Origin of the sequence: Bacillus cereus group sp. BcHK124 (assembly GCF_027712065.1) — a bacterium.
GTDB classification, from domain to species: Bacteria; Bacillota; Bacilli; order Bacillales; family Bacillaceae_G; genus Bacillus_A; species Bacillus_A pacificus.
In genome coordinates this window covers 14107-39041 of the sequence record NZ_JAQFPJ010000012.1, presented here as the reverse complement: position 1 = coordinate 39041, position 24935 = coordinate 14107, and the positions used below count along the sequence as shown (strand labels likewise).

Sequence of the window (24935 nt, the reverse complement as noted above, 5' to 3'; positions counted from 1 at the left end):
ATTGTAACACTTGTCTTATAACTATGACAACAATCGGCCGAATGTCTCGTTCTAAATTAAGAAAACTTTTTTAAAAAATCTATTTTCAGCAAAAAAAGCGCAGCCATTTCGGCTGCGCTTTTGAATTATTATTTAGTTTCAATTAAACCATATTTCCCATCTTTACGGCCATATACAACGTTAGTTTCATTTGTATCAGCATTTGTGAAGACGAAGAAATTATGTCCTAGCATATCCATTTGTAGGATTGCCTCTTCAACGTCCATCGGTTTTAAATCGAATCGTTTTGTACGTACAAGTTCTAGTTCATCCTCTTCTATCTCATCCAGAACAGCTACTGCTTCTGGAAGGATAAAGTTCGTTTTCATAGAACCTTTCTCACGTAACTTACGATTTACTTTTGTTTTATGTTTACGAATTTGTCGCTCAAGTTTATCAACTACTAAATCGATAGCAGCGTACATATCGCTATTAGTTTCTTCTGCACGAAGTAATAAATCAGTAAATGGAATTGTTACCTCGACACGTTGCTTGTCAGAGTATACTTTTAAATTAACTTTAATCTCTGGGAATGTATCAAAATAACGCTCTAACTTACTTAGTTTTTTCTCTACATATTCCTTTAATGCTGGAGTTACTTCAATATTTTCACCACGAATGTTGAATTTCATAGATGAATTCCTCCTTTCAAGCCTATGTACTATAATTTCGACACCGGCTTAAAAACTCCTTCTAACTTTTTTAAAAAAATTAGTGGAATTGCGATTTTTTTATCGTTTTTTGTTGAAATGAAAAGATGCATCGTTTCTATCTTTATTTTATCCTATTAACATCGTGAATAACGAATATAACTGTGGACAATTCGTTACAGAAAAGAAACAACTTTTTGACAACTCCATTCATAACAAAAACCCCTTGCAAAAAAACAAGAGGTTCTACCATATATATAACGTTGCCACAAGCGCAGCTTTCTCTTCCCAAAAACAATATACCTACAGTTTTACAACATTAGCTGCTTGTGGTCCACGTGCTCCCTCTACAATATCAAACTCAACTTGTTGCCCTTCTTCTAATGACTTATATCCATCTTGTTGAATAGCAGAAAAATGAACAAACACATCATCACCGTCTTCACGCTCAATAAACCCAAATCCCTTTTCTGCATTGAACCATTTTACTCTTCCTTGCATGTTCATTCCATTCCCTTCACTCTAAAAATCAGGGCATTTGCCCCATAATTTCACTATAACGAATGACAACATACGAAGTCAAAGAAGACTTATCGTCTTTTTATTATCTCTTTCGACAGTTACAGATCAACTTCTACAGAGCGTCAAACTAGAAACTTCGCTTGCTCCTTTATCATAGAAAAGACTTCCAATTTGTCTCACTGTAATTCCTGTCGTATATACATCATCAACAAGTAAAATGTGTTGACCATGAAACATCTCTTCTCTCTGAAAATAAAAAGGATTACTTCCCGAAAGCCTTTCTTTACGCGATTTCTTACTTTGCTTTTCTGTTTCCTTCCTTCTTAATGATGAATAAAAATTTTTGACAGGCAAACAAGCTGCTAATAACTCTGCTTGATTAAAACCTCGCTCATATTCCCGTTCCCTACTAAGCGGAACAGCAATAACAGTTGAAACGTCCGTAAAATACTTTTGAAATAGCTCCCGAAAAGATCGATAAAAAATACAAACTAACTCCGCATCACCTCGAAACTTAAACTGCGCTAGTATACCTTTCATGTCATCATTGTACACGTACAACGAACGATTTTTAAAAGGACGATATCCTTCCTCATTCCTCCATCTTATACAGTCCATGCAAATGTCATTTTCTTTATATCGAGTAGGTAAGTCATCTAAAGGACGGCCACAATCCATGCAAATTCCTCCTATAATATAGGAAAGTTTTTGCTCACATCTATCACATACATATTTTTTATGGGACTTTACAAAGAAGGCGTACCAACTAACTGTTTCCACCATATACTCATCACAAAGTAAACAATGCATTAATCGATCAATCCTTGTTCTTTCGCATTTTTGTTCATACTTTGAATATGTTTTTTCGCGCGTACCATCGACTCTGTCTTACCGTAATGAAAATACATAACCTCGCCATATGGCTCTTCAAAACTACGACCCGCTCGGCCTGCAATTTGTACGAGCGCACTTTCCGAAAAGATTTCTTCTTCAGCTCCTAACACAGCCACTTGTAAGTTCTTCACAGTCACTCCTCTTTCTAAAATTGTCGTTGTAACTAATAACGGAATTTCTCCCTTTCTGAACGCTGCTACTTTTTCTTTTCTCATCGAATCTTCTGCATGTACACCATCGATTCTATTATCCAACCCTTTCAACAACTGACTTATTTCTTCTATATATCGCACATGAGGAACAAATAAAAAAATAGGATACTTTTTGTTTAAGTTCATTTTTAACCATTGTAGTAACACGCGAGGAATTTTTTTATGATGGAGGCTTTTCTTCCAATTTCCGCACCAACTAAATAGAGGAACTGGTAACGGGTGACGATGGTATCGTCCTGACACAATAACACCTTTTTGTTTCCCCTTTCTGAAATTACGCTTCCACTTCTCATCAGGGGTTGCAGTTAAATAAATACGCGCTGCTTTCTCTTTCATTGCTTGCCTAACTGCATACTGTAACATTTGATCTGCATGATACGGGAAGGCATCAATCTCATCTACAATCATCACATGAAACGCTCTATAGTAACGTAACAGTTGGTGAGTCGTTGCAACGACTAACGCTGCATCTTTTTTATGATCTACACTCCCTCCGTATAAAGCAGCTACAGTTATACTTGGAAACACTTCTTGTAATCTCGGCGCTAATTCCAGTACAACGTCCGTCCTTGGCGTTGCGATACAAACTCTTTCTCCTTTTTGGAGCGCCTCTTCTATACCGTAAAATAACATTTCTGTTTTTCCAGCCCCGCACACAGCCCAAATAAAAAAAGATTCTTTCTGCTTAATCGCTTCTATAACTCCTTGCGCCGCCAACTCCTGACCAGTAGATAAAGTCCCTTTCCAATGTAACGGTTTTTTATGAAACTCTCCTGTTCTTTCAGCAATCCCGCGAACAAGTACAGTACATTCGCTAACTCTCCCCATCGTGATACACTTCCGGCAATACGCGCATGCTTTACCGCACCTTTTACATAAAAATGATGCAAATAGCCGCTGCTCTATATTTCCGCAGCGCTGACATATATATTTAGAAGCCTTCTTCGTTATACCTTGTACACATACAACCTCTCCCTTCTTTTTCAAATCACTTAATTCTCTCCGTAAATCTGAAGAGAGTTCTTCTAATAGCAACTGTTTTCCAGCAAGCATTAGCACTCACCTCCAGCACTACTATAAACCTTTCTCATAATCTCGTAAAAACGCAAAAAAGCCGATAACCTACTTATAAAATAGTAAGCTATCGACTTTATACACGTTTTTTATTCAATTATAATCCTATAATCTACCGTAACCTAAGAAATGTTTTTGGTTATAAGAACTATTTACACTACCGTAAGTAACACCCGTTGATTCATCAGCAGCATGGATCATTTGACCGCCACCAATATAAATACCAACGTGAGATACGCCTTCTCTGTAAGTACCTTGTAAGAAGATAAGATCTCCTGGTTTTGCTTCAGATGGGCTAATCTTTTGTACAGAGTTCCATAAACCTCTAGTATCTTGACGACCTAAACCGTAAACATAAGAGATTAAACCACTGCAGTCAAATCCACCATTTGAAATTGACGCACTACCCCATACGTATTTTAAACCTACTAAGCCTTTAGCTTTTGAGACAACATCTTGTCGTCCCCCATCATCATTACCTGGTACTGGAGTTGGAGCTGGTGTTGCTTTTTTCTCTTCTTTTTTCTTAGGCTCTTCTTTTTTAGATTCTTCTTTTGGAGCTTGTACAGCATTGTTTGCTGGAGCTACTGGCTCTGCTTGTGTTTGTGCTGGTTGAGCTGGAGCTTGTTGAGCCTGAGCTTGCTGAGCAGCTTGTTCTGCTTGTTTTTGAGCAGCAACTTCTTGTGCAGCTTTTTCTTGCGCTTCTTTTTCAGCAATTTGCTGTAATTTTAATGCCTGTTGTTCAAGCTCCTTCAATTGGTCTTCCGTACTTGTCATTGAAGTTACAACTGTATCCATTTTACCGCTTAAATCGTTTACTGCCGCTGCTTTTTTCTCTTTTTCAACATCAAGTTCTTTTTTAGCAGTTTCAATTTGAGCTTGTGCTTCTTTTAATTCTTTTTGCTTTGTTTTTACCGTTTCAACATCTTTTTTCACGTTCGCTTGATCTTCTTGTTGTGTTTTCATGATGTCTTCGTCAGACTCAAGAATTTTAGAAACTGAATTTAAACGATCAACTAAATCTGCAAGATTTTTAGAGTTTACAAGAACTTCTGTTACAACGTTCGTGTTTGGTTGCTCTTGAAGTGCAACTAAACGTTTTCTTAATAACTCTTCACGTTTTGCAATTTTCGTTTGTAATTCTGCAATATCTTTATTTTTCTTTTCGATTAATTGCTCAGTGTCCGCAACTTTTTTCGTTGTTTCATCAAGCTTTGCAGCATTCTCTTGAACAGACTTATCTAAACCTTGAATTGTTTTGTTTAAGTCATTCATTTGTTTTTGTAATTCATCACGTTCTTGTTGTTGTTTATGTAAAGTGTCATTTTGTGTATTAATTTGTGATTTCACGTCAGAAATTTTATCTTCTGCAAATACATTTGGTGTTAGTCCTGAAAACATTAACCCTGCCACTAATGCGCAAGATGCCATTTTTAGCTTTTTCATTTTATTTTTTACACCGCTTTCTTTTTTCTTTTTCCGTATATAACCTATAAAATTTATACCATAATTCGGGATTTTTTTTGCTAATGTTACGCTTTTGTAAAACAAATGTAATATTATATGTAACACTATCGCAAAATATGCATATTTTTGTATATACGTGTAGAGTTTTAAAAGTTTTTTTAAGCAAAGAAAAAAACGCAAGGTTTCCCTTACGTTTTATTAAATATACTAATACGGATGAAATCAAAACGTTATTTCATCCATTTCTCAGCCCAATTTTGGACTTCATCCATAACACTTTCTAACGCTTTTCCCTTGTCCGTTAAGCCATACTCGATTCGAACTGGTACTTCTGGATAAACATTACGAACTACAATGCCTTCGCTTTCCAATTCCTTTAAACGCTCTGATAACATACGATCGCTCATATTCGGTATAATATCTGCGATTTCTCTAAAACGTTTTGACTCTTCCAGCAAAGATTTAATAATTAAGCCAGTCCACTTCTTACTAAGCAAAGTAAAAGCTGACTCAAACTTTGGACATAAACAAGAATTATGCTCCATATGTTTCACCTCTCTTCTATTATAATATAGTTTCTTGTAAAAAGTAAGTTATAAAACTTTCCTCATTATTTTATTTTACGTACATTTTACCATTTCCAAATATTAACTTGTCAACTTCACGTAAAATATCCGTAAAAAAACCCTCTTCCGAAAGAGAGCTTTTTATATCTTTATTACTTCGTATACCATCCAAGACCTAGTGCACCTTCACCTAAATGCGTTCCAATTACAGCACCGAAATAACCTGTGCGGATTGTAACATGAGGATATTTTGCTTCTAATTCTGCCTTCCATTCATTCGCTTCCTCTTCACGTTGTGCATGAATGATAACTGCTTCCATAGGTACACCTTTACTTGCTTGCTCATCAAAAATTTCAATGATACGTTTTAGCGCTTTTTTACGCGTACGAATCTTTTCAAACGGGATAATGATTTTGTCTCTAAAATATAAAACCGGCTTTACTTGTAACAGACTACCGATGAAAGCTTGCGCACTATTTAATCGGCCTCCACGTTGTAAATGGTGTAAATCATCTACTACAAAATAAGCGTCCATCGTTTTCTTCATTTCATCAAAACGGGCGATAATCTCTTTTGGATCCTTCCCTTCGCTTGCTAGCTTTGCACCTTCACGCACGTAGAATCCTTGTACTTCACAACTAATTTCAGAGTCGTACGTATATACATCAATACCCTCTACCATTTGACCAGCTGTCGTTGACGTTTGATATGTACCACTAATCCCACTTGAAAGATGAATGCTAATAACTGCATCATAATCCTTAGATAATTCTTCATATAGCTCAACAAACTTTCCGATTGCTGGTTGAGAAGTTTTCGGAAGCTCTTCTTGCTCACGTACTTTTACATAAAAATCATCTGCTGAAATTTCAGCTTCTTCTTGATAAGATTCCGTTCCAAACACAACGTTTAATGGAATCATATATATATTGAGTTCATCACGAATATGCTTCGGTATATATGCTGTACTATCAGTAACAATAGCTGTTTTCATTTTCGTACCTGCCTTATAAAAAAGTTTTTATTTCCTAATTTTACACGAAAACTAAAAATGGTGCATCCATACATGAAAATGCGGGTTTGAAATTATACTTATCATCTCGACAAATTACAACAAAAAGGTAAAATACTCATCAAAAATTTCAGCTTATTTATAAAAAATGTTTGAATATAAAAACGCCCGCTTTTAAAATGTAAAGTACTAGTCATTTTGATGGATAGGGGCGTATACAAGTGTTATTACAATATTTAACAATAAAAAACTACGGTGAACACGAAATTGTTATTCAAAAATCAAGATTCATCTGTTATGTTAGTCGTGCTACAACCGAAGAAGAAGCTCAAGAATTCATACAAAAAATCAAAAAACAAAACTGGAATGCAACACATAATTGTTCTGCGTATTTAATTGGCGAACAAGATCAAATCCAAAAAGCAAATGATGATGGTGAACCTAGTGGTACAGCTGGCGTACCCATGTTAGAGGTACTAAAAAAACGCGGTTTAAAAGATACCGTCGTTGTCGTTACCCGATATTTTGGTGGCATCAAACTGGGAGCTGGTGGATTAATTCGCGCATATGGAAAATGTACAAGCGAAGGCATTAATCATGTCGGTGTTGTCGAGCGAAAGCTAATGCGTATTATGCAGACCGAAATTGATTACACATTACTTGGCAAAATTGAAAATGAATTACGCAATTCAAAATATGCCATTAAAGATATACATTACCTCGAAAATGTCACATTTGATACGTATGTAGAAGAAGATGGAAAACAAGCATTCACGGATTGGATGATTGAATTAACAAATGGGAAATGTACAATTACAGAAGGAGATATGTTGTACTTAGAACAAGATATTATCTAAGAATAACTACTGTATCGCCTTTAAAGATTAATGTAGTGAATTACTTTCCTACAAATGAACTAAGGAGATTATATATGGAAGAACGTTATTATCATCTCCAAAATAGCAGAATAAAAAAGAAACGAAGAAGAAAGTTTTTCTACTTCCTTATTTTCTTATTTTTATTTGGTAGTGTAGGACTTTATATATTAAATTCCTACTCTTCTCTCATGGGGATGTATAGTGGTTTTACTCGTGAAAAATCGGATTTGAGAACCGAAGATGTAGAAATTACAAAGGAGCCTTTTACACTCCTTATTATGGGTATAGAAGATTATGCAACAGACGGCCAAAACGGTCGTACAGATTCATTAATGTTTGCGACAGTCAATCCGAAAACGCAAAAGATTTCGCTTATGAGTATCCCTCGTGATAGTCGCGTTCCAATTGTCGGAAAGAATAAAGAGGACAAAATTAACGCTGCGCATGCTTACGGCGGAGAAGAAATGGCAATCAAAACTGTCGAAGGTTTCCTAAAAGTACCTGTAGACCATTATGTTAAAATTGATTTCCAAGGATTTAAAGGTATTGTTGATGCTGTTGGCGGTGTTACTGTTGATGTTCCCTTCGATTTTTGGGAGCGTTCAGACGTAGATTACTACAAAAAAATCCAATTTAAGCAAGGACAGCAAGAATTAAATGGTGAAGAAGCACTCGCTTACGTTCGTATGCGAAAGCAAGATCCAAATGGTGACTATGGTCGGGCCGCTAGACAAAGACAATTACTAGCTGCTGTTGCTCAAAAACTAAATTCCACCTCTACCGTATTTAAAATTAAAGATTTAACAGCGGTCGTTGGAAAATATATAAAAACTGACATTCCTATTTCTGATGGCCTTGCTCTTTACAAGAAACTTTCTGGGTTTGATCCTTCCACAATACAAACACTCAAACTTGAAGGAGAAGACAAAAAAATAGGTGGTATTTATTACTTCCTTCCAGATCCAAACGGTGTTGAGGCAGTACGTAACGAAATTAAAAAAGAACTAGGAGAAAAGGTAACCACGCAAGAAAATTCAACAACAAAAACCGAATCCACTCCTTCTTCAAATTCTAACTCTAACGAAAAAGCGAAGAAAGAAACGAATCGGAATCAGAATAAAACACCAACTGATCCCCCTCCTTCTACGAATGCTCATGCAGAGTGGATTATGAGAAATCAGCAATAAAAAAGAGCCAAATCGCATGCGATTTGGCTTTTTTTTTATTTATTAAAGTGTTTTAAAATTGCTTCTACAATACGCTCTGATGCACGGCCATCACCGTACGGATTAGATGCTTTTGACATCTTATCATGAGCTTCTTTGTCTGATAACAACTCATCAGCAAGGCTAAAGATTGTCTCTTCGTCTGTTCCCGCTAATTTCAACGTACCTGCTTCAATACCTTCTGGACGCTCTGTTGTATCACGAAGAACAAGAACTGGCACACCGAGTGACGGTGCTTCCTCTTGTACCCCGCCAGAGTCAGTTAACATTAAGTATGAACGAGCTGCAACATTGTGGAAATCAATTACATCTAGCGGCTCAATTAAATGAATGCGGCCATGATCGCCTAAAATATCATTTGCAGTTTCACGAACAACAGGGTTCATATGAACAGGATACACAACTTGTACGTCTTCATGCTTATCAACAAGACGCTTAATTGCACGGAACATATTACGCATTGGCTCTCCTAGGTTTTCACGGCGGTGAGCTGTCATAAGTACAAGACGATCATTTCCAAGTTTCTCTAGTACAGGATGACTATATGTTTCTTTTACAGTCGTTTTTAGCGCGTCAATCGCTGTATTTCCTGTTATGAAAATGCGTGATTCATCTTTATTTTCTTTCTGTAAGTTCGTTGCTGATTTTGCTGTAGGTGAGAAATGAAGATCTGCCATTACGCCTGTTAATTGGCGATTCATCTCTTCTGGGTATGGAGAATACTTATCCCATGTACGAAGTCCTGCTTCGACATGACCTACTGGAATTTGATTGTAGAAAGCAGCTAAACTTGCAATAAACGTTGTCGTCGTATCACCATGTACAAGTACGATATCAGGCTTTGCTTCTTTCATTACTTTATCCAAACCTTCTAAACCACGCGTTGTAATATCGATTAAAGTTTGGCGATCCTTCATAATATTCAAATCGAAATCTGGTGTAATTCCAAAGATACTTAATACTTGGTCTAACATTTGACGATGTTGTGCTGTTACAGTCACAATCGATTCAATTTTCTCAGGATGCTTTTGCAACTCTAATACAAGAGGTGCCATTTTAATTGCTTCTGGACGTGTCCCGAAAATTGTCATTACTTTTAAACGTTCAGTCATTTCATTGCCTCTTTTCTTTCACTAGTTACAAATCCTATTATGACATATAAGAATATACATGAATACATACCTTTTTAACGAATAACAGAAAAATCCCTCTTATGAATACTTTCTCTTCCAACGGAATAATAATCTATTCCTTGTTTCTTGACATCCTCATTAGTATAACAATTTCTTCCATCAAATAAAATAGGCTCTCTCATAAGTTGTGCGTACTTTTCTAACGGATAAGCTCTGATTGCTTCCCATTCTGTCACGATAAAAGCCGCACTCGCTCCTCTAATCGATTCATCTATACATTCGCTATATTGTATAGTCTCCCCAAAGATATTTTTCATATTGTGAATTGCCTTTGGATCATATAGAACTACATCCGCACCCATATGAATTAATTCTTGTATCATAATAAGGGACGGTGCGTCTCTTATATCATCCGTATTCGGCTTAAATGCCGCTCCCAGCACTGCAATCCGCTTCTTGTTCATATTTATTACTTTCTTCGCTTTCTCAATCAATAACAACTGTTGTTTATTATTCACTTCAATGACGGCTTTTAACAAACGAAAATCATGCGCCACATTCCCTGCAATTTGCACAAGCGCTTTCGTATCTTTCGGAAAACACGATCCCCCGTAACCAATGCCCGCATTTAAAAAAGACGACCCAATTCTCTTATCCATTCCCATTCCTTTTGCAACATCTAATACATTAGCTCCTACCTTCTCACATATATTTGAAATTTCATTGATAAAACTAATTTTTGTCGCTAAAAAGGCATTCGATGCGTATTTAATCATCTCTGCACTTTTTATATCTGTAACATACGTTTGCAAATGTAATTTACTATATAAATTCTCAACTTTTCGCGCCGCTTCCTCATTATCAGCTCCAATTACAATACGATCTCCCTGAAAAAAATCGTAAATCCCTGAACCCTCCCGTAAAAATTCGGGATTCGATACAATATGTAATTCATGCCTATTTTGTAATGTCTCCTCAATCCATCCCCTCATAGCACCATTCGTCCCTACAGGAACAGTACTTTTTGTAACAACAATAATGTCTTTAGTCGCATATGCTCCAATATCAAAACATGCATTTTGAATATATGTTAAATCTGCTGTCCCATCTAATAACGATGGCGTTCCAACTGCAATAAATATAAATTCTGCATCATGAAATGCTTCTTCTTTACTTGTTGTAAAAGTTAAACGATTATTCTCACACGCATCATGTATTAATTCATATAAGCCAGCTTCATAAATAGGCAGATCCCCTTGTTTTATCCGTTCAATTTTCTCATCATTTATATCAAAACATGTAACCGAATGTCCCAATACTGCCAATCCTACTCCTGTAATCAATCCAACGTATCCGGTACCTATTATCGTAATTTTCATTTCCTTTTCGCACAGGAATATACAATAGAAAATATACGAATACATAGAATTTCCCCTGTGCTTCCCCCTCTCACATTAAAAATGAGAAAACTCTTTTACTTCTTTATTATATGAATTGCTTTCTTCATTCTTTTTTAAGTTTTTGTAAAATTAAATATTGTCCATAAAACCAATAGAAATTTTACCGAGATTAAAGCTGCACGTTCAGACTTGAAAAATTCCCACATTTTAACACGGAACTTACTCATTTCTACGTGTAACACTTATAATATTGAAATAAAATTATTCGCTATTAAAGAGAAAGAGAAAATGTCATATTCCAAAGCCCAATACGATTAACCTTCTCAAACGATTCAACATTCTGTATACCATTGTCATATATTCTATCTGCTTCCATTTACCATAAAACGAAAAAAAGATTGAATTCTAATCTTTTTGTGATACCATATGTTATGAGCCTGTAAATAAACATCATAATTTTCAGATAAATATATTAAAAAAAATTACGTTAGACTATAAAAGGGTGGGGTATTAATGGACTCACAAGTGATTTATGCCATTTTGGCATCTTTCATCACTGTACTCGTCGTTACTCCTTTAGTTATTAAGTTAGCTTTTAAAATAGGAGCAACAGATAAGCCAAACGCGCGTAAAGTGCACCAAAAGATTATGCCTCGTCTTGGCGGGTTAGCAATATTTATTGGTGTGGCTGTTGGATTTGTTGTCGGTGGCTTATACGAACAAAGAATGTTATCGATAACGCTAGGTGCGATTATCATTGTAATCATCGGTATTTTAGATGATATGTACGAGTTATCTGCGAAGGTAAAATTCGGTGGACAACTATTAGTTGCCATTATGATTGTAAAAAGTGGATTATTAGTGCAAGTATTATATATTCCAATCCTCGGGGATACTGAACTTGGATGGCTTGCTTACCCAATTACAGTATTTTGGATTGTAGGTATTACAAATGCAATCAACTTAATTGATGGCTTAGATGGATTATCCGCTGGTATTTCATCTATCGTACTGGCAACGCTAGCATACATGGCCTTCACTAGCCCATGGGGTACTGGAACGGCTATCATTTTACCTCTAGCACTAATTGCACTTGCAAGTACAATTGGATTTTTATTCTACAACTTCCATCCAGCAAAAATTTTCATGGGAGATACAGGAGCACTATTTTTAGGATACTGTATTTCTGTTATATCGTTACTCGGATTATACAAAAGTGTAACGCTATTCAGCTTTATCGTTCCAGTTATCATTTTAGGCGTGCCTGTATTTGATACGACATTTGCAATTATCCGTCGTATCGTAAATAAAAAACCTATTTCAGCACCAGATAAGTCGCATTTACATCACCGTTTACTTGCAATGGGCTTCTCTCATCGTAAAACGGTACTAATTATATACGCATTCGGTATTTTCTTTAGTGTAAATGCAATCATTTTCTCTAGTGCGACATTATGGTTATCCATTATTCTTCTTTTCGTTTTAATCTTCTTTACAGAGATTATTGCTGAAGTAATTGGACTTGTACATGAACGTTACAAACCACTTATTTCCTTTTATAAAAAAGTGAAAAAACGCGAAGACTAATTGTAGTATAGCCTTTACTATTATGAAATATTCAAATAGCATCCTCTTTCTTATAAGAGGATGCTATTTTTATTCATTATTTTACATTTCCAAAATATAGCTTGTTTGAGAGTTCCACTATTGGAGAAAGATATACATAATAAGAAAAGGATTATATTTTCTTTTTACATCTTGATTGTCAAACTGAGGGTGAATGTTATGATCAAGCGAGTATTTCAATACATTATTTTATTTTTAACGATTACTATGTACGCGTCATCTCACGCAGGAGCAACTACCATTCCCCCTGCTGAACATCATCCAAATACCGAAACTACCTCTTCTACCCAAAAAATCGCGTACTTAACATTTGATGACGGACCAAACAAATATACTACGCAAATTTTAAACATCTTAAAAGAAAAGAACGGAAAAGCAACTTTCTTTGTTATTGGGGGAAAAGTACCACATTATAAAAAGACAATGCAACGATTAATTAAAGATGGACATTATATCGGACTTCACAGTATGTCCCATGATGTAAAACGCCTTTACACTGGTGACCCATCTACTTTAATTACAGAAATGGAACAAGCACAAAGCATCGTTCAGCAAGTTACAAAATTAAATTCACATCTCGTTCGTGTCCCGTATGGTAGCATGCCTTACTTAAAAAAGAATTACCGTGATGCACTTGTATCAGCCCAGTATAAAATGTGGGATTGGACAATCGATACATACGACTGGAAAAGCTATGACAATCCCTCTGCCATACTAGAAAGGGTACGTAATCAGAGCGATGAACAAGTCGAAGTAATTTTAATGCATGATTCGAGTGTAACCGTACAAATACTGCCACAAGTAATTGATTACTTACAGTCACAAGGATACAAGCTTCTTCCCTATAATCCATCTTCTCATCTCGAAGTAAACTTTTGGAAAGACACAAGATTGTAACAGCTTTAGTGCTATGTGCTAAAGCTGTTTTATTTTTCTCTTCCCACCCTTCCCATTTTTGTGTAAAATTTTAAATAGTGATGAAGTTTCGAGGTGAATAGAAATGAAACGAATAGATCTCATTTTTAACGCAATACAAAAAGGCAATTATACAGAAGGTGTAACTGCATCAGAACTCGCTACCCTGTTGCAGCTAGATCGAGCCAATGTAAGTAGCGACTTAAACAAACTCGTAAAAGATAAACGTTTATTAAAAACAAATACGCGTCCTGTTCGTTTTTATATAGAAACGAACACTTCGTTGGAAACGCATTCAAAAGAAGTAACTTCATTAGATACATTTGCAGTTGAAAATACGAGCCTTAAAATCGCAATCGAAAAAGCGAAAGCTTCTATTCTCTATCCTCCAAACGGTATGCATACTTTACTGCTCGGAGAAACAGGCGTCGGAAAATCCATGTTTGCTTCTTTAATGCACGAATATGCAATTGAAGTTGAACAGCTTCCTAAAAATGCACCATTTATCGTCTTTAACTGTGCTGATTATGCAAATAACCCACAGCTACTACTCGGACAATTATTTGGGATTAAAAAAGGAGCCTATACAGGGGCAAGTGATCAAAAAGGGTTAATTGAAAAAGCACATGAAGGGATCCTTTTCTTAGATGAAGTACATCGCCTTCCTCCAGAGGGACAAGAAATGCTTTTCACCTTTATTGACCGCGGAGTATATCGCCGCCTTGGAGAAACAGAAAACGAACGTAAAGCACAAGTATTGATCATTACTGCTACAACAGAAGAGCCAAATTCATTTTTATTAAAAACATTTACAAGACGTATACCAATGACTGTCACGCTGCCACCACTTCGTGAGCGTACACATAAAGAACGTTTTGCTTTACTGCAGCTATTTTTCACAAATGAAGCAATTCGCTTGCGAAAAGAAATTCACGTTAGTTCGAATGCAATGCGTGCTTTCGTCTTTTACAATTGTCCCAATAACATCGGCCAATTAAAAACAGATGTACAAATTGCCTGTGCGAAAGCCTATTCTGACTTCGTGACAAAGAAACGTGATTCTGTCTATGTTTCAAGTACAGACTTACCTTGGTATATGAAGGAAGGGCTCTTCATTGAAAGAAAAAGCCGTCATCTATACCAAATACCAAATGAAACATTTATATTTACAGGCGATGAAGGTTGGAGTAATCATAAAGCAGAAAACGAAAAACAGTCTTCTATTTACGATTATATTGACTATAAATATGAAGAGCTTCAAGCTCGTGGTATTGAAGAGGAAGAATTAGAATTACTAATAGAAAATGATATTCAAAGCTTTTTCGTACAATATTTTAACCAAATGTCAAAAAAAACAAGTCATGAAAATGTTTTTAAAATTGTAGATCGTAATATCGTTTCCGTTTGTGAAAAAATTGCTGAACTTGCTGAAAAACATTTATCCAAGACATTCGATGAAAAAGTATTTCTCGCTTTAAGTTTACATGTACAGACAACTCTACAACGTTTACAAGCTGGAAAACAAATTCATCACCCACAATTAAATCAAATTCGTACGAAATATAAAGAAGCTTTTTCCGTAGCTATGCAATGCATTCAACTACTGGAAGACGAATTACAAATAACAATGCCTATCGATGAAGCAGGCTTTTTAACAATGTTCTTCGTTGTTGATCCAATTCCTGCCTCACAAACAGAAGTAAAAGTATTAATATTAGCGCACGGCAACGGCATAGCAACAGAAATGGCAAACGTCGCAAACGAACTGCTCGGCATTGACGAAGTAACCGGTATCGATATGCCGTTACATGAATCGCCGAAAGATTTCTTAGAGCGTGTGAAAGTGTATATGAAAACACTCCAAAATGTAAACGGGCTTCTCTTACTCGTTGATATGGGATCTCTCGCTTATATTGGTGATATATTAGAAACTGAGTTCAAAATTCCGGTACGTGTTCTTTCCATGACGAGCACTCCACATGCACTAGAAGCTGCTCGAAAAGCTCAGCTTGGCTACTCGTTAGATGCATTATATGAAACGGTGAAGAACTTAACACCGTTTTACTTAAACGTACAAGAAGAAAAGAAAAAGCCACTATCACCAATGAAATCTGTTATTTTGACAGCTTGTTTAACAGGGGAAGGCAGTGCTTTAGCTATTCAAAAAATGTTGGAGAACTATTTGCGATTTGACAAAAACTTAATTGAAATCATTCCGATTAGTATTGTCCATGAAAAAGATTTAACGAAAATGATTGAGAACATAAAAAAAGAGCGGAATATCATTTGTATCGTCACAAATTTCGATGTGCAGGTGCCATGCTTAACTTATCATTTCCAAGACATTGTAAACTACACAGCGATTCAGCCAATTCAAGAATTAATTACGTATGAAGAAACATATGCAAAAATGGCTGATATTCTTGAACAACAAATGCAGCGTAACGACGGAGCACTACTTATTAAAACAATTCGTTACGCATTAAATACAATTCAAGAATTAATTTCCTTACAGCTAACTCCTGACAGTTTAATGGGTGTTATTCTGCATATGAGCTGTATGGTTGACCGTCTTCAAAAAGGAGAAAGCCTTCTCCCTCATCCAGATAAAGAGAAACGAAGACAAGATGAATACTGGATGTATATGAAAGTAAAAAAAGCATTGCAGCCAATTGAAAATACATTTGAAATACAAATACCTGATGACGAAGTGTTTTATGTTATGGACTTCTTCATTAAAAATCAGCCTGTAAAAAATTAATCGAGGCTGTTTTGTAGTATATCGACCGTAACTCGGATTTTATCGGCGATTTTCAAGATATATCAGCGCAACTCAGATTTTATCAGCGATTTTCAAAATATATCGATTTACCGGCTATAATCACTAAAATTTGTACCTTATAGCAAAAAAGGCTGTTCCAGATGAACAGCCTTTTTTCTACTTCTTTACTTTCCTAATTCTCCCCCTGATTTCGCCTTTCTTATTAGACTTCGTATAAACATTTACATATACATTCGCCTGAATGATTTCTTGCAGTAAGCTATCAAACGCTCTCCCCTGTAAAGGTCCTTCAAAATCCCCCACATTAACTACACCAGTGACGACTCCTTCATTAACACTAATACCTTGCTTTAATGGACCAAATAAACTTAAAACAATTGGACCAATTTGATCTGTTTTCCCTAAATGAATTTGGCATGATGTAACTTTTTCGATGTTTTTCAATATGACCCGATATTGCAACTTCTTTAAATCCTCACTAAATATAAACTCTGCTACGCCATAAGCTTCTGTATTTACAGGAGGTATTTCCCTCTTACCTGTTAACCTCGCAAAGAAATGTGTTGTCATACGGGCATTCTCCTTATATAAATTTCCCAGCACTACTTCTACTACTTTATGGTTTATACATAATCATTTATGACTTTTTCAAACTTTAATTACGAAGAAAAGATTCACACAATCTTTACATTAGAATCGTTCCTTTTGCTTTACTACCTCTTGTATAATGCACATAGAAAAACATTCTAGGAGGTTATTTTGGAAAATAACAAATATACTATTCACAAATTATTAGAGATTTTTCTCGTTTCATTTAAATTAGGACTTACTTCATTTGGTGGTCCTGTCGCCCATCTTGGGTATTTCCACCACGAATATGTGCAAAAAAGAAAATGGATGGATGAACGGAGCTACGGAGATTTAGTAGCACTAAGTCAATTCCTTCCTGGTCCTGCTAGCAGCCAAGTCGGTATGGGGGTTGGATTATTAAGGGGCGGACTATTAGGAGCTATTATTTCATGGATTGGATTCACACTACCGTCTGTGCTCGTTTTAGTTTTCTTCGCTTCATTCTTTAATCAGTTCGATCTTGGAAGTGCTGGCTGGATTCATGGGCTAAAACTTGTAGCAGTCGCTATTGTCGCTCATGCAATATGGGGAATGGCGCAAAAATTAACGCCAGACCGAAATCGTGCGACGATTGCAATTGCAACTGCCGCAATCGCCCTATTATGGCCAAGTAGCTGGACACAAGTCATTCTCATTATCATATCTGGCTTTATCGGCTGGTTTTTATATCGCAACCAACCAATTAGCCAATCTCAAAGTATAAAAGTACCTATTTCAAAAAAGATAGCAGTTTCGTGTCTCGTCTTATTCTTCGGACTATTACTACTGCTACCAATTTTAAGACCGTTCTCTTATTACATCGCCTTATTCGATAGTTTCTATCGCTCTGGCGCACTTGTATTTGGAGGCGGACACGTCGTGCTACCTCTTCTTGAAGGTGAATTCGTACAAAACGGAATGATGACAAAAGAACAGTTTCTAGCTGGATACGGATTAACACAAGCAATGCCAGGACCACTGTTTACATTCGCTTCTTATATAGGAGCAGTGTTAAACGGAACGCTTGGTGCAATACTCGCAACAATTGCGATCTTTCTTCCTGCTTTCTTACTCGTTATTGGTGTTTTACCCTTTTGGGACAGTGTAAGAAAAATATCTTTCATACAAGGCGCACTACTCGGTGTTAACGCCGCAGTTGTTGGTATTTTAATTGCCGCTTTTTACGATCCCATTTGGACGAGCACAATTATAAACGCTGTAGATTTTGTTTTTGCATCTCTTCTATTTTGCTTGCTCGCTTTTTGGAAAACACCACCTTGGGTTATCGTTATACTTGGAGCCTTTGGCGGATATATTCTATCCATTTTGTAAATAAAAAAAGACGGCATAATGTAGCCGTCTTTTTTCTATTAAAACTTTACAAGCTCTATTCCTTCAGGCAACTCACTCTCTGTTAAAATACGCAATTCCTTCACACGATCTATTACGTAAGAGGAACGCTTCACAAGCTCTGGATCAATATACGCTGGATGAACCATAATTTCTACCGTTTGTTCGCCGTGTACTCTTTCTTTTAACTTCACAAAGTAATCTTCCGTCACACCATCCGCATAAAAGTCACTGTAAAATACGTCAGAAAACGGGCGTACTGCTCGCTCTTCCTCACAACGACGAATCGGAACATTATATGTAGCCGCTAATCTCTCAAGAACATCGTGCAAAATCGGTAAGCTGTGCACATGGTGATGACTATCTAAATGAGTTGGTGTTAATCCGTAAGATAAGAATTTCTCAATTTGAGCAGTCCATTCTCGCTCGACTTCTTCTGGATTTACCTTCCCTTCCCATACGACGCTTTGTTTATGAAACAGCCCATCGCTACTTACAAGTGATGGTACGTCTCCAAGAATTGGTTTCCCTGCCGTTAATACGAGATGTACGCCTATCCCTAACGTTTTATACTCTTTTGCTAAGCGTACCGCATGCTCTGTTCCTGGCATATTCATCATCATCGTCGTTGAATTTACAAGTCCATTTATATGTCCATCAATAATGCCGTAATTTGTACCTTCTGTAAGACCGAAATCATCTGCATTTACAATTAATTTAATCATCATAATACCTCCTAATAGAATAAAAAAAGCGGGCTAAATAGCGCCGCTTTTATTTCTCTACCTTTTTGAAGAACTGCGGAAGATATTCTTTATGCGCTTCCAACATTTCATCTAAAATTTGTTTTGCCACTTTATCTGATGGTACAAGTGGATTAATTGTCATAGCAAGCAGCGCTTTATGATAATCCCCTGTAACAGCAGCTTCAATTGTTGTGCGCTCAAATGATTTAATTTGTTGTACTAAACCGCGAACTGGTACTGGAAGATCTCCAACTGCAATTGGTTTTGGACCTTCTTTCGTAATAATACAGTTCACTTCAACAGCCGAATCATGTGGCAAGCTTGCAATTGTTCCGTTGTTTCGTGTATTAACAGGCTGGATATCACCTTTATTATTATAAATAGACGTAATTAAGCTACATGCTGCGTCACTATAATAAGCGCCTCCACGTTTTTCTAATTGTGGTGGTTTAATATCTAAATTCGGGTCTTTATATAACTCGAATAAATCATCTTCTAATTGTTTTACTACTTCTGCACGTGTACCTTTTTCAACCGAAGCTTCTTTCTCTTCTTCTAGCATTTCACGTGTTTTGTAGTAGTAACGATGGTATGGACATGGAATTGCACGAAGGCCGCGAATAAAGTCTGGCTCCCAGTTAAGCGCAGCGATATTTTCCATCGTAATTTGCTTTTCTGGATCTGTTACAAGTTCTAACACACGATCCATTACACTTACGCCATCTAAGTATACGTCTAATCCATATACCATGTGATTTAAACCTGCAAAATCAACGTGAACACGGCTTGCATCTACTTCAAGCAATTTTGCAAGACCCATGCGGATTCCGATTGGAACGTTACATAGACCAACTACTCTTTGAATATTTGTATAACGAAGAACAGCTTCTGTTACCATACCAGCTGGATTTGCAAAGTTAATTAACCATGCATTCGGACAAAGCTCCTCCATATCCTTACAAATATCTAAAATAACAGGAATCGTTCTCAACGCTTTGAATAAACCACCAGGACCATTCGTTTCCTGACCGATTACATCATATTTTAACGGGATTGCTTCATCTTTTGCGCGAGCTTCTAATAAACCTACGCGAAGCTGCGTCGTTACGAAGTCAGCATCTTTTAATGCTTCGCGACGATCAAGCGTTAAATGTACCTCAATTGGTAAACCAGATTTTTTTACCATACGTTTCGCTAAGTTACCAACGATTTCTAACTTTTCTTTTCCTGCCTCAATATCTACTAACCAAATTTCACGAACAGGAAGCTCATCATAACGTTTAATAAATCCTTCAATTAACTCTGGTGTATAACTAGATCCACCGCCGATTGTAGCAATTTTAATTCCAGTCATGCTTTATTCCCCTTTCGCTTCTAACTTTTTATAAAGGTCAATAAACTCTGCTGCTAATTCTTTCACTGTAATCGCATTCATTAAATGATCTTGTGCGTGAATTAAAAGAACACTAACCTCTGTTTTTTCTCCTCTTGCTTCTGATTGTATGAGCTCTGTTTGAAAATGATGCGCTTCATTAATCGCTTCTTTCGCCTTTACCATCGCTTCATCTGCTTCTACCATTTTCCCCTGTTTGGCAAATTGAAGTGCCTCCATCGCAAAGCTTCGTGCGTTACCACTATTTAAAATCAATTGGAATGGAATTTGTTCTGCTGTAGTCATTATAATTACCGCCCTCTCTATAAGGTTCAACCGATTTAAATACCCCTTCAGTTTGAACATGTCTATTAAAGTATGAATTTATTAATGATAGTTTAGTGTTCATATAGATGTTTTTCATCTTTTTGAACATGATATAAAGGTAATTGTTCTCACAGGTATCGTTGTCTATGAGAACAATTACTATGTTACATAGGTACAGAGTTGTTGTTTCCTTGTGCTGCTTTCTCAGTACGGATAACTGAACGATCGCATGCGACAACGAATGGGAAGTAAATCGCCATTGCAACAACAAAGTTGAATAATTGTAAAATCGCACCAGAAGGATGTAAACCGGTTACAAGATACCCACTAATAATTGGTGGAACGTTCCATGGAACCATCGCTACTGTTTTTGGTACCCATCCTAAGTAAATTGCTGTATAAGATGTAATAACTAACACAACAGGTGTTAATACAAACGGGATGAATAAAATTGGATTTAATACGATTGGTGTACCAAAGATTACTGGTTCGTTAATGTTAAATGCACCAGGTCCAATTGATAGACGAGATACACCGCGTAATTGTGCACTTTTCGCTACAATTAATACAACTACTAAAAACGCTAATGTTGCACCAGAACCACCAAGATATACGAAAGTATCAAAGAATGGTTTTGTAATAATGTTTGGAACATCAAATGCAGATGTACCATCTTGGAATAACTTAATATTTTTCTCTAATGCTGGTAAATAAAGTGGCTCAATAATACCACCAACAATATTTGGACCATGTAAACCGAAGAACCAAAGTACATGTACTAATAACGCAATAAAGATTGCACTTGGTAACGTACCTGCTAATCCTTGTAATGGAACTTGTAATGTATTAAAGATATACTCATGAACACTTGTACCTGCTAGTTTTACTGCTAATTGAACACCTGCAATACCTGTTAAAATCACAAATGCTGGAACTAACGCAGCGAAAGATTTCATTACTGCTGGTGGTACACCGTCTGGCATTTTAATTGTAATGTTTCTTTGAACAAAGAAGCGGAATATCTCCGTTACGAGTATGGAGACAATAAGTGAAACGAACAAGCCCTGTGCGCCTGTCCAAAGCATATTTATTCCAGCTTCTTTTGGTGTTGTTGGCGTAAGAATAATTAATGCACCAAACGAAATAATACCTGCTGACAATCCATCAACACCGTAAGATTTTGCTAAGTTATAACTTGTGGTAACTGCAACCATCAGAGCTAATACTCCGAAGGACCCTGTCCACATGCCAGCACCAATTTGTTTCCAAGTTTCACCGAATAAATCTTTCATAAAATCTTGGAATGCTGGAATTGGTAAACCATTAACTAGTACTGCCATCGAACCCACTAAAATAAGTGGCATAACTGCAATAAATCCATCCCGGATCGCAGCTAAGTGACGTTGCGATCCGATTTTACCAGCGACAGGAACAATATATTTCTCCATGAATGCAATAAACTTTTGCATTTTGCTTCCCCCCTAATTATTTTTTAAGTGTTAATGCGTGATCTAAAACTGCCTCTCCATTCATCATGCCGTAGTGCATTGGATTGATAACGTCGATTCCAACGTTCTTCTCATCAGCAAGCGTTTTCATTGAAGAAAGCATGTAACGAACTTGTGGTCCTAGTAATAATACATCCGCTTGATCAATATTTGTTTTTACTGCATCCCCAGATACAGCCCAAATCTTTCCTTCTAGACCGCGAGCTTTTGCAGCCGCTTCCATTTTTGTAACTAGTAAACTTGTAGACATCCCTGCTGAACAACATAATAAAATATTCATTTGAAAATCCCCCTTGTGTAGTATAAAAAATTTATGTTTTATTTATTTTTCTTTACGCTATTTATTAATGCAATTAGCGTGCCAACTTTTTAAAACCACTAAAATCAGCACTTTTTCGACTGTTTTCTTTGTGTGTTAACGCTTTCAATTAGTGTGTCACCCCAAAAACACACAGTGTGTTATAAAACAACACGCTTTTAACACATAACTGTATGAAAATAGATTAGTGTTTAGTTGTCTAGTTGTGTTTAAAACAAAAAATACACTAAAAAAATTTTTTAACGAACAATAATTTATTATTTTTACCCACTATTTAATGAAATAAAAAAACCTTGCATACGCAAGGTTCATTCAGTTACCGACATCTTCTTATATAATTCTACAAATTCACTCGCTAATTCCTTCACCGTAATTGCATTCATTAAATGATCTTGCGCGTGCACCATCAGAAGGGTGACTTCGGTCTTTTCACCACCAGCTTCTTTCTGTATGAGATCCGTTTGTACACGGTGCGCCTCTTTTAATTCTTCTAACGCTTCTTGTAATTTCGCTTCTGCTTCTGTAAATTCTCCACGCTTTGCACAATCAATTGCTTCCATTGAACAACTTCTCGCATTTCCCCCATGCAAGATTAAGTGAAAGGCCTTCGTTTCTATCGTATCCATTTTAGTTCTCTACTCCCCCTTTTCTTCCGCTATTTTTTGTTTATCCCATATTTTTAAGAACGGTAAATATATGACGAACGCTAGTGCAAAGTTAACGAGTTGCAAAATCACACCTGAAATTTTGCCACCCGAGCCTAAATATCCACTAAATAGAATTGGTGTCGTCCATGTTACAGCAGCACCACTCGGGCGAGCTACCAATCCCCATTCCATTGCGAAATAAGAAACAATCGTTAATACAACAGGAACTACTATAAATGGAATAAGTAAAAGTGGATTCATGACAATTGGCATACCGAAAGTTACCATTTCATTAATGTTAAAGATACCAGGTGCAATTGACAATCGTCCTAAACTTTTTAATTGCTGACTTCGTGCAAACAATAACATTCCGACAACTAAGGCTAATGTTGCACCAGAACCGCCCATATAAATCCATAAATCAAAAAACTGTGCAGTAATCGTGTTCGGTACATCTTGGCCCGCTTGAAAAGCAATCCGGTTCTGATCCATTAACGATAACCAAATCGGGCTCATTACACCGCCCACAATTGTAGCTCCATGAATTCCACACGCCCAAAGGACATGAACGAGAATAACCGCTATAACTGCTCCCCAAAGACTAGCACCAAGTATACTCAGCGGTTCTTGCAGTAGCTTCCCTACAACATTATGAATGCTTCCGAAAGTTGTGTGTTCAAAAATCAATCTAATGATCCAAACAACTGTCACAACAATAAACCCAGGAATAAGCGCTGCAAATGAACGCGTTACTGCCGGTGGAACTGTCTCAGGCATTTTTATAATCATCTTTTTTTGTACAAGAAATCGGTATATTTCAGTAGATATAATTGCAATAATCATCGCTACAAATAAACCTTGGCTTCCCATTAATGCCGCTGGAATTACTCCATCTACCAGTATACTTTCTTTCGTACCCGGCATGATATATGCAACTTGAAATGGAGTTGCAAGTAAAAATGTCACAAGCGACAATGCCCCGGATGCTAAAGCGTCCACTTTATAATATTCCCCAAGCCTGTAAGCGATTCCAAAAACAGCTATTAAAGCCATTATATTAAAAGTTGCACTAACTGGATACCCTAATGCTACGTTCCAGTTTTTCCCGAACAAACTCGCCATGAATTCACTATACCCAGGGATTGGTAATGTACTAATAATAAGAAAAATTGATCCTATAATTAAGAACGGCATCGTCAATACAAGTCCATCACGAATTGCTAGCAAATGCCTCTGCTCTGCAACCTTTCCTGCTACCGGCATTACATATTTCTCTAAAAACCGTATCATCTATCCCACTCTCCTCATGGTTTCATTGACAAAGCTGCTTGCAAGATAGCTTCTCCATTACAAAGCCCGTAATGGACGGATTGAATGACATCAACAGGTACTCCTTTCTCCTTACATAATTCTTTCATTTTCGGTAATAAATAACGTATTTGCGGTCCAAGTAAAAGTACATCCGCTTTATCAATATGGCTATTTACTTCAGAACCTGATACAGCCCAAATCTTTACCTCTATCCCTTTTGCCTCTGCTGCTTTCTCCATTTTTGTAACAATCAAACTGGAAGACATTCCCGCTGCACAGCAAAGTAAAATATTCATCCCTTTTCCCTCCCCCTTTTTCCAAACCTAAGTTACGGCGCATCCCTTACCAC

Annotated in this window: 24 protein-coding genes; 6 read left to right on the top strand and 18 right to left on the bottom strand. The window is 36.6% G+C overall.

The window, feature by feature from the left end; all coding sequences use genetic code 11:
• Window positions 1–128: 128 nt before the first annotated feature.
• The 7 genes from hpf to PDK19_RS17730 form a co-directional block, all read right to left on the bottom strand.
• Window positions 129–671 carry a ribosome hibernation-promoting factor, HPF/YfiA family gene (hpf, locus tag PDK19_RS17760; RefSeq protein WP_270707752.1) on the bottom strand — a complete coding sequence of 181 codons (543 nt, stop codon included), beginning with the start codon at window positions 669–671 and terminating at the stop codon, window positions 129–131.
• Window positions 672–992: 321 nt separating this feature from the next.
• On the bottom strand, window positions 993–1190 hold the full coding sequence (cspC, locus tag PDK19_RS17755) for a cold shock protein CspC (protein WP_001162041.1): 198 nt from the start codon (window positions 1188–1190) through the stop codon (window positions 993–995).
• A gap of 126 nt (window positions 1191–1316) precedes the next feature.
• Entirely contained in the window at window positions 1317–2021 is a 705-nt protein-coding gene (locus tag PDK19_RS17750) for a ComF family protein (protein WP_014893412.1), read from the bottom strand.
• Complete coding sequence (gene comFA / locus PDK19_RS17745; RefSeq protein WP_270707750.1) at window positions 2021–3370, bottom strand: ATP-dependent helicase ComFA; 1350 nt, start codon at window positions 3368–3370, stop codon at window positions 2021–2023. The genes PDK19_RS17750 and comFA overlap by 1 nt, the downstream gene beginning before the upstream one ends.
• A 126-nt stretch (window positions 3371–3496) precedes the next feature.
• Window positions 3497–4942, bottom strand: coding sequence for a C40 family peptidase (locus tag PDK19_RS17740; protein WP_041184798.1), 1446 nt, complete (start codon window positions 4940–4942; stop codon window positions 3497–3499).
• A gap of 146 nt (window positions 4943–5088) precedes the next feature.
• Window positions 5089–5403, bottom strand: a complete 315-nt coding sequence (locus PDK19_RS17735) for a winged helix-turn-helix transcriptional regulator (RefSeq protein ID WP_000400857.1) — start codon at window positions 5401–5403, stop codon at window positions 5089–5091.
• 173 nt (window positions 5404–5576) lie between these two features.
• Entirely contained in the window at window positions 5577–6419 is an 843-nt protein-coding gene (locus tag PDK19_RS17730; protein WP_000844764.1) for a DegV family protein, read from the bottom strand.
• Window positions 6420–6658: 239 nt separating this feature from the next.
• Here PDK19_RS17730 and PDK19_RS17725 point away from each other — a divergent pair, with 239 nt between their 5' ends.
• Together PDK19_RS17725 and PDK19_RS17720 are read left to right on the top strand one after the other, a co-directional pair.
• Window positions 6659–7294: a YigZ family protein gene (locus tag PDK19_RS17725; RefSeq protein ID WP_000926694.1), complete on the top strand. Its 636-nt coding sequence runs from the start codon at window positions 6659–6661 to the stop codon at window positions 7292–7294.
• A 74-nt stretch (window positions 7295–7368) separates the two neighbouring features.
• Complete coding sequence (locus tag PDK19_RS17720; RefSeq protein ID WP_000392775.1) at window positions 7369–8502, top strand: LCP family protein; 1134 nt, start codon at window positions 7369–7371, stop codon at window positions 8500–8502.
• A 35-nt stretch (window positions 8503–8537) separates the two neighbouring features.
• Here PDK19_RS17720 and wecB read toward each other — a convergent pair whose 3' ends face one another.
• Together wecB and PDK19_RS17710 are read right to left on the bottom strand one after the other, a co-directional pair.
• Window positions 8538–9653 carry a non-hydrolyzing UDP-N-acetylglucosamine 2-epimerase gene (wecB, locus tag PDK19_RS17715; protein ID WP_000140128.1) on the bottom strand — a complete coding sequence of 372 codons (1116 nt, stop codon included), beginning with the start codon at window positions 9651–9653 and terminating at the stop codon, window positions 8538–8540.
• 74 nt (window positions 9654–9727) lie between these two features.
• Window positions 9728–11098, bottom strand: a complete 1371-nt coding sequence (locus tag PDK19_RS17710) for a UDP-glucose dehydrogenase family protein (protein ID WP_270707749.1) — start codon at window positions 11096–11098, stop codon at window positions 9728–9730.
• A 489-nt stretch (window positions 11099–11587) separates the two neighbouring features.
• Between PDK19_RS17710 and PDK19_RS17705 the strand changes: the two genes are divergently transcribed.
• The 3 genes from PDK19_RS17705 to PDK19_RS17695 all read left to right on the top strand — a co-directional run bounded on the left by PDK19_RS17705 (window position 11588) and on the right by PDK19_RS17695 (window position 16376).
• The gene (locus PDK19_RS17705; protein WP_000378310.1) at window positions 11588–12661 is read left to right on the top strand and encodes a glycosyltransferase family 4 protein; all 1074 of its coding nucleotides are present in this window, start codon (window positions 11588–11590) and stop codon (window positions 12659–12661) included.
• A 198-nt stretch (window positions 12662–12859) separates the two neighbouring features.
• The gene (locus PDK19_RS17700; RefSeq protein WP_000597164.1) at window positions 12860–13597 is read left to right on the top strand and encodes a polysaccharide deacetylase family protein; all 738 of its coding nucleotides are present in this window, start codon (window positions 12860–12862) and stop codon (window positions 13595–13597) included.
• Between the two features lie 103 nt (window positions 13598–13700).
• A complete protein-coding gene (locus tag PDK19_RS17695; RefSeq protein ID WP_270707746.1) occupies window positions 13701–16376 on the top strand; it encodes a PRD domain-containing protein in 2676 nt (891 codons plus the stop codon).
• Window positions 16377–16553: 177 nt separating this feature from the next.
• Here PDK19_RS17695 and exsM read toward each other — a convergent pair whose 3' ends face one another.
• Window positions 16554–16967 (bottom strand): exosporium regulatory protein ExsM, encoded by a 414-nt coding sequence (gene exsM, locus PDK19_RS17690; RefSeq protein ID WP_000207032.1) that lies wholly within the window; start codon window positions 16965–16967, stop codon window positions 16554–16556.
• Between the two features lie 189 nt (window positions 16968–17156).
• Between exsM and PDK19_RS17685 the strand changes: the two genes are divergently transcribed.
• Entirely contained in the window at window positions 17157–18338 is a 1182-nt protein-coding gene (locus PDK19_RS17685; RefSeq protein ID WP_270707744.1) for a chromate transporter, read from the top strand.
• Between the two features lie 38 nt (window positions 18339–18376).
• On the opposite strand, the gene chbG is transcribed toward PDK19_RS17685, so the two are convergent.
• The 8 genes from chbG to PDK19_RS17645 form a co-directional block, all read right to left on the bottom strand.
• Window positions 18377–19081 carry a chitin disaccharide deacetylase gene (gene chbG, locus PDK19_RS17680; RefSeq protein WP_000593466.1) on the bottom strand — a complete coding sequence of 235 codons (705 nt, stop codon included), beginning with the start codon at window positions 19079–19081 and terminating at the stop codon, window positions 18377–18379.
• Window positions 19082–19130: 49 nt separating this feature from the next.
• The gene (gene celF, locus PDK19_RS17675; protein ID WP_000145749.1) at window positions 19131–20456 is read right to left on the bottom strand and encodes a 6-phospho-beta-glucosidase; all 1326 of its coding nucleotides are present in this window, start codon (window positions 20454–20456) and stop codon (window positions 19131–19133) included.
• A gap of 3 nt (window positions 20457–20459) precedes the next feature.
• Window positions 20460–20783: a PTS lactose/cellobiose transporter subunit IIA gene (locus PDK19_RS17670; RefSeq protein ID WP_000989059.1), complete on the bottom strand. Its 324-nt coding sequence runs from the start codon at window positions 20781–20783 to the stop codon at window positions 20460–20462.
• A gap of 182 nt (window positions 20784–20965) precedes the next feature.
• Window positions 20966–22270 (bottom strand): PTS cellobiose transporter subunit IIC, encoded by a 1305-nt coding sequence (gene celB, locus PDK19_RS17665; protein ID WP_270707740.1) that lies wholly within the window; start codon window positions 22268–22270, stop codon window positions 20966–20968.
• A 16-nt stretch (window positions 22271–22286) separates the two neighbouring features.
• Window positions 22287–22589, bottom strand: coding sequence for a PTS sugar transporter subunit IIB (locus PDK19_RS17660; protein WP_001023567.1), 303 nt, complete (start codon window positions 22587–22589; stop codon window positions 22287–22289).
• 347 nt (window positions 22590–22936) lie between these two features.
• Window positions 22937–23254: a PTS lactose/cellobiose transporter subunit IIA gene (locus PDK19_RS17655; protein ID WP_000379635.1), complete on the bottom strand. Its 318-nt coding sequence runs from the start codon at window positions 23252–23254 to the stop codon at window positions 22937–22939.
• A gap of 9 nt (window positions 23255–23263) precedes the next feature.
• Complete coding sequence (gene celB / locus PDK19_RS17650) at window positions 23264–24565, bottom strand: PTS cellobiose transporter subunit IIC (protein ID WP_000617776.1); 1302 nt, start codon at window positions 24563–24565, stop codon at window positions 23264–23266.
• Between the two features lie 14 nt (window positions 24566–24579).
• On the bottom strand, window positions 24580–24882 hold the full coding sequence (locus PDK19_RS17645) for a PTS sugar transporter subunit IIB (RefSeq protein ID WP_001023537.1): 303 nt from the start codon (window positions 24880–24882) through the stop codon (window positions 24580–24582).
• Window positions 24883–24935 lie beyond the last annotated feature (53 nt).

Bases quoted from the DNA above. Each gene is read 5' to 3' on its own strand.
- PDK19_RS17730 (WP_000844764.1), bottom strand. From the start codon at position 6,419: ATGAAAACAGCTATTGTTACTGATAGTACAGCATATATACCGAAGCAT.
- PDK19_RS17695 (WP_270707746.1), top strand. From the start codon at position 13,701: ATGAAACGAATAGATCTCATTTTTAACGCAATACAAAAAGGCAATTAT.
- PDK19_RS17705 (WP_000378310.1), top strand. From the start codon at position 11,588: ATGGACTCACAAGTGATTTATGCCATTTTGGCATCTTTCATCACTGTA.
- cspC (WP_001162041.1), bottom strand. From the start codon at position 1,190: ATGCAAGGAAGAGTAAAATGGTTCAATGCAGAAAAGGGATTTGGGTTT.
- wecB (WP_000140128.1), bottom strand. From the start codon at position 9,653: ATGACTGAACGTTTAAAAGTAATGACAATTTTCGGGACACGTCCAGAA.
- chbG (WP_000593466.1), bottom strand. From the start codon at position 19,081: ATGATTAAATTAATTGTAAATGCAGATGATTTCGGTCTTACAGAAGGT.
- comFA (WP_270707750.1), bottom strand. From the start codon at position 3,370: ATGCTTGCTGGAAAACAGTTGCTATTAGAAGAACTCTCTTCAGATTTA.
- exsM (WP_000207032.1), bottom strand. From the start codon at position 16,967: ATGACAACACATTTCTTTGCGAGGTTAACAGGTAAGAGGGAAATACCT.
- hpf (WP_270707752.1), bottom strand. From the start codon at position 671: ATGAAATTCAACATTCGTGGTGAAAATATTGAAGTAACTCCAGCATTA.
- PDK19_RS17700 (WP_000597164.1), top strand. From the start codon at position 12,860: ATGATCAAGCGAGTATTTCAATACATTATTTTATTTTTAACGATTACT.
- celB (WP_270707740.1), bottom strand. From the start codon at position 22,270: ATGCAAAAGTTTATTGCATTCATGGAGAAATATATTGTTCCTGTCGCT.
- PDK19_RS17660 (WP_001023567.1), bottom strand. From the start codon at position 22,589: ATGAATATTTTATTATGTTGTTCAGCAGGGATGTCTACAAGTTTACTA.
- PDK19_RS17720 (WP_000392775.1), top strand. From the start codon at position 7,369: ATGGAAGAACGTTATTATCATCTCCAAAATAGCAGAATAAAAAAGAAA.
- PDK19_RS17710 (WP_270707749.1), bottom strand. From the start codon at position 11,098: ATGTATTCGTATATTTTCTATTGTATATTCCTGTGCGAAAAGGAAATG.
- celB (WP_000617776.1), bottom strand. From the start codon at position 24,565: ATGATACGGTTTTTAGAGAAATATGTAATGCCGGTAGCAGGAAAGGTT.
- PDK19_RS17735 (WP_000400857.1), bottom strand. From the start codon at position 5,403: ATGGAGCATAATTCTTGTTTATGTCCAAAGTTTGAGTCAGCTTTTACT.
- celF (WP_000145749.1), bottom strand. From the start codon at position 20,456: ATGACTGGAATTAAAATTGCTACAATCGGCGGTGGATCTAGTTATACA.
- PDK19_RS17645 (WP_001023537.1), bottom strand. From the start codon at position 24,882: ATGAATATTTTACTTTGCTGTGCAGCGGGAATGTCTTCCAGTTTGATT.
- PDK19_RS17750 (WP_014893412.1), bottom strand. From the start codon at position 2,021: ATGCATTGTTTACTTTGTGATGAGTATATGGTGGAAACAGTTAGTTGG.
- PDK19_RS17655 (WP_000379635.1), bottom strand. From the start codon at position 23,254: ATGGATACGATAGAAACGAAGGCCTTTCACTTAATCTTGCATGGGGGA.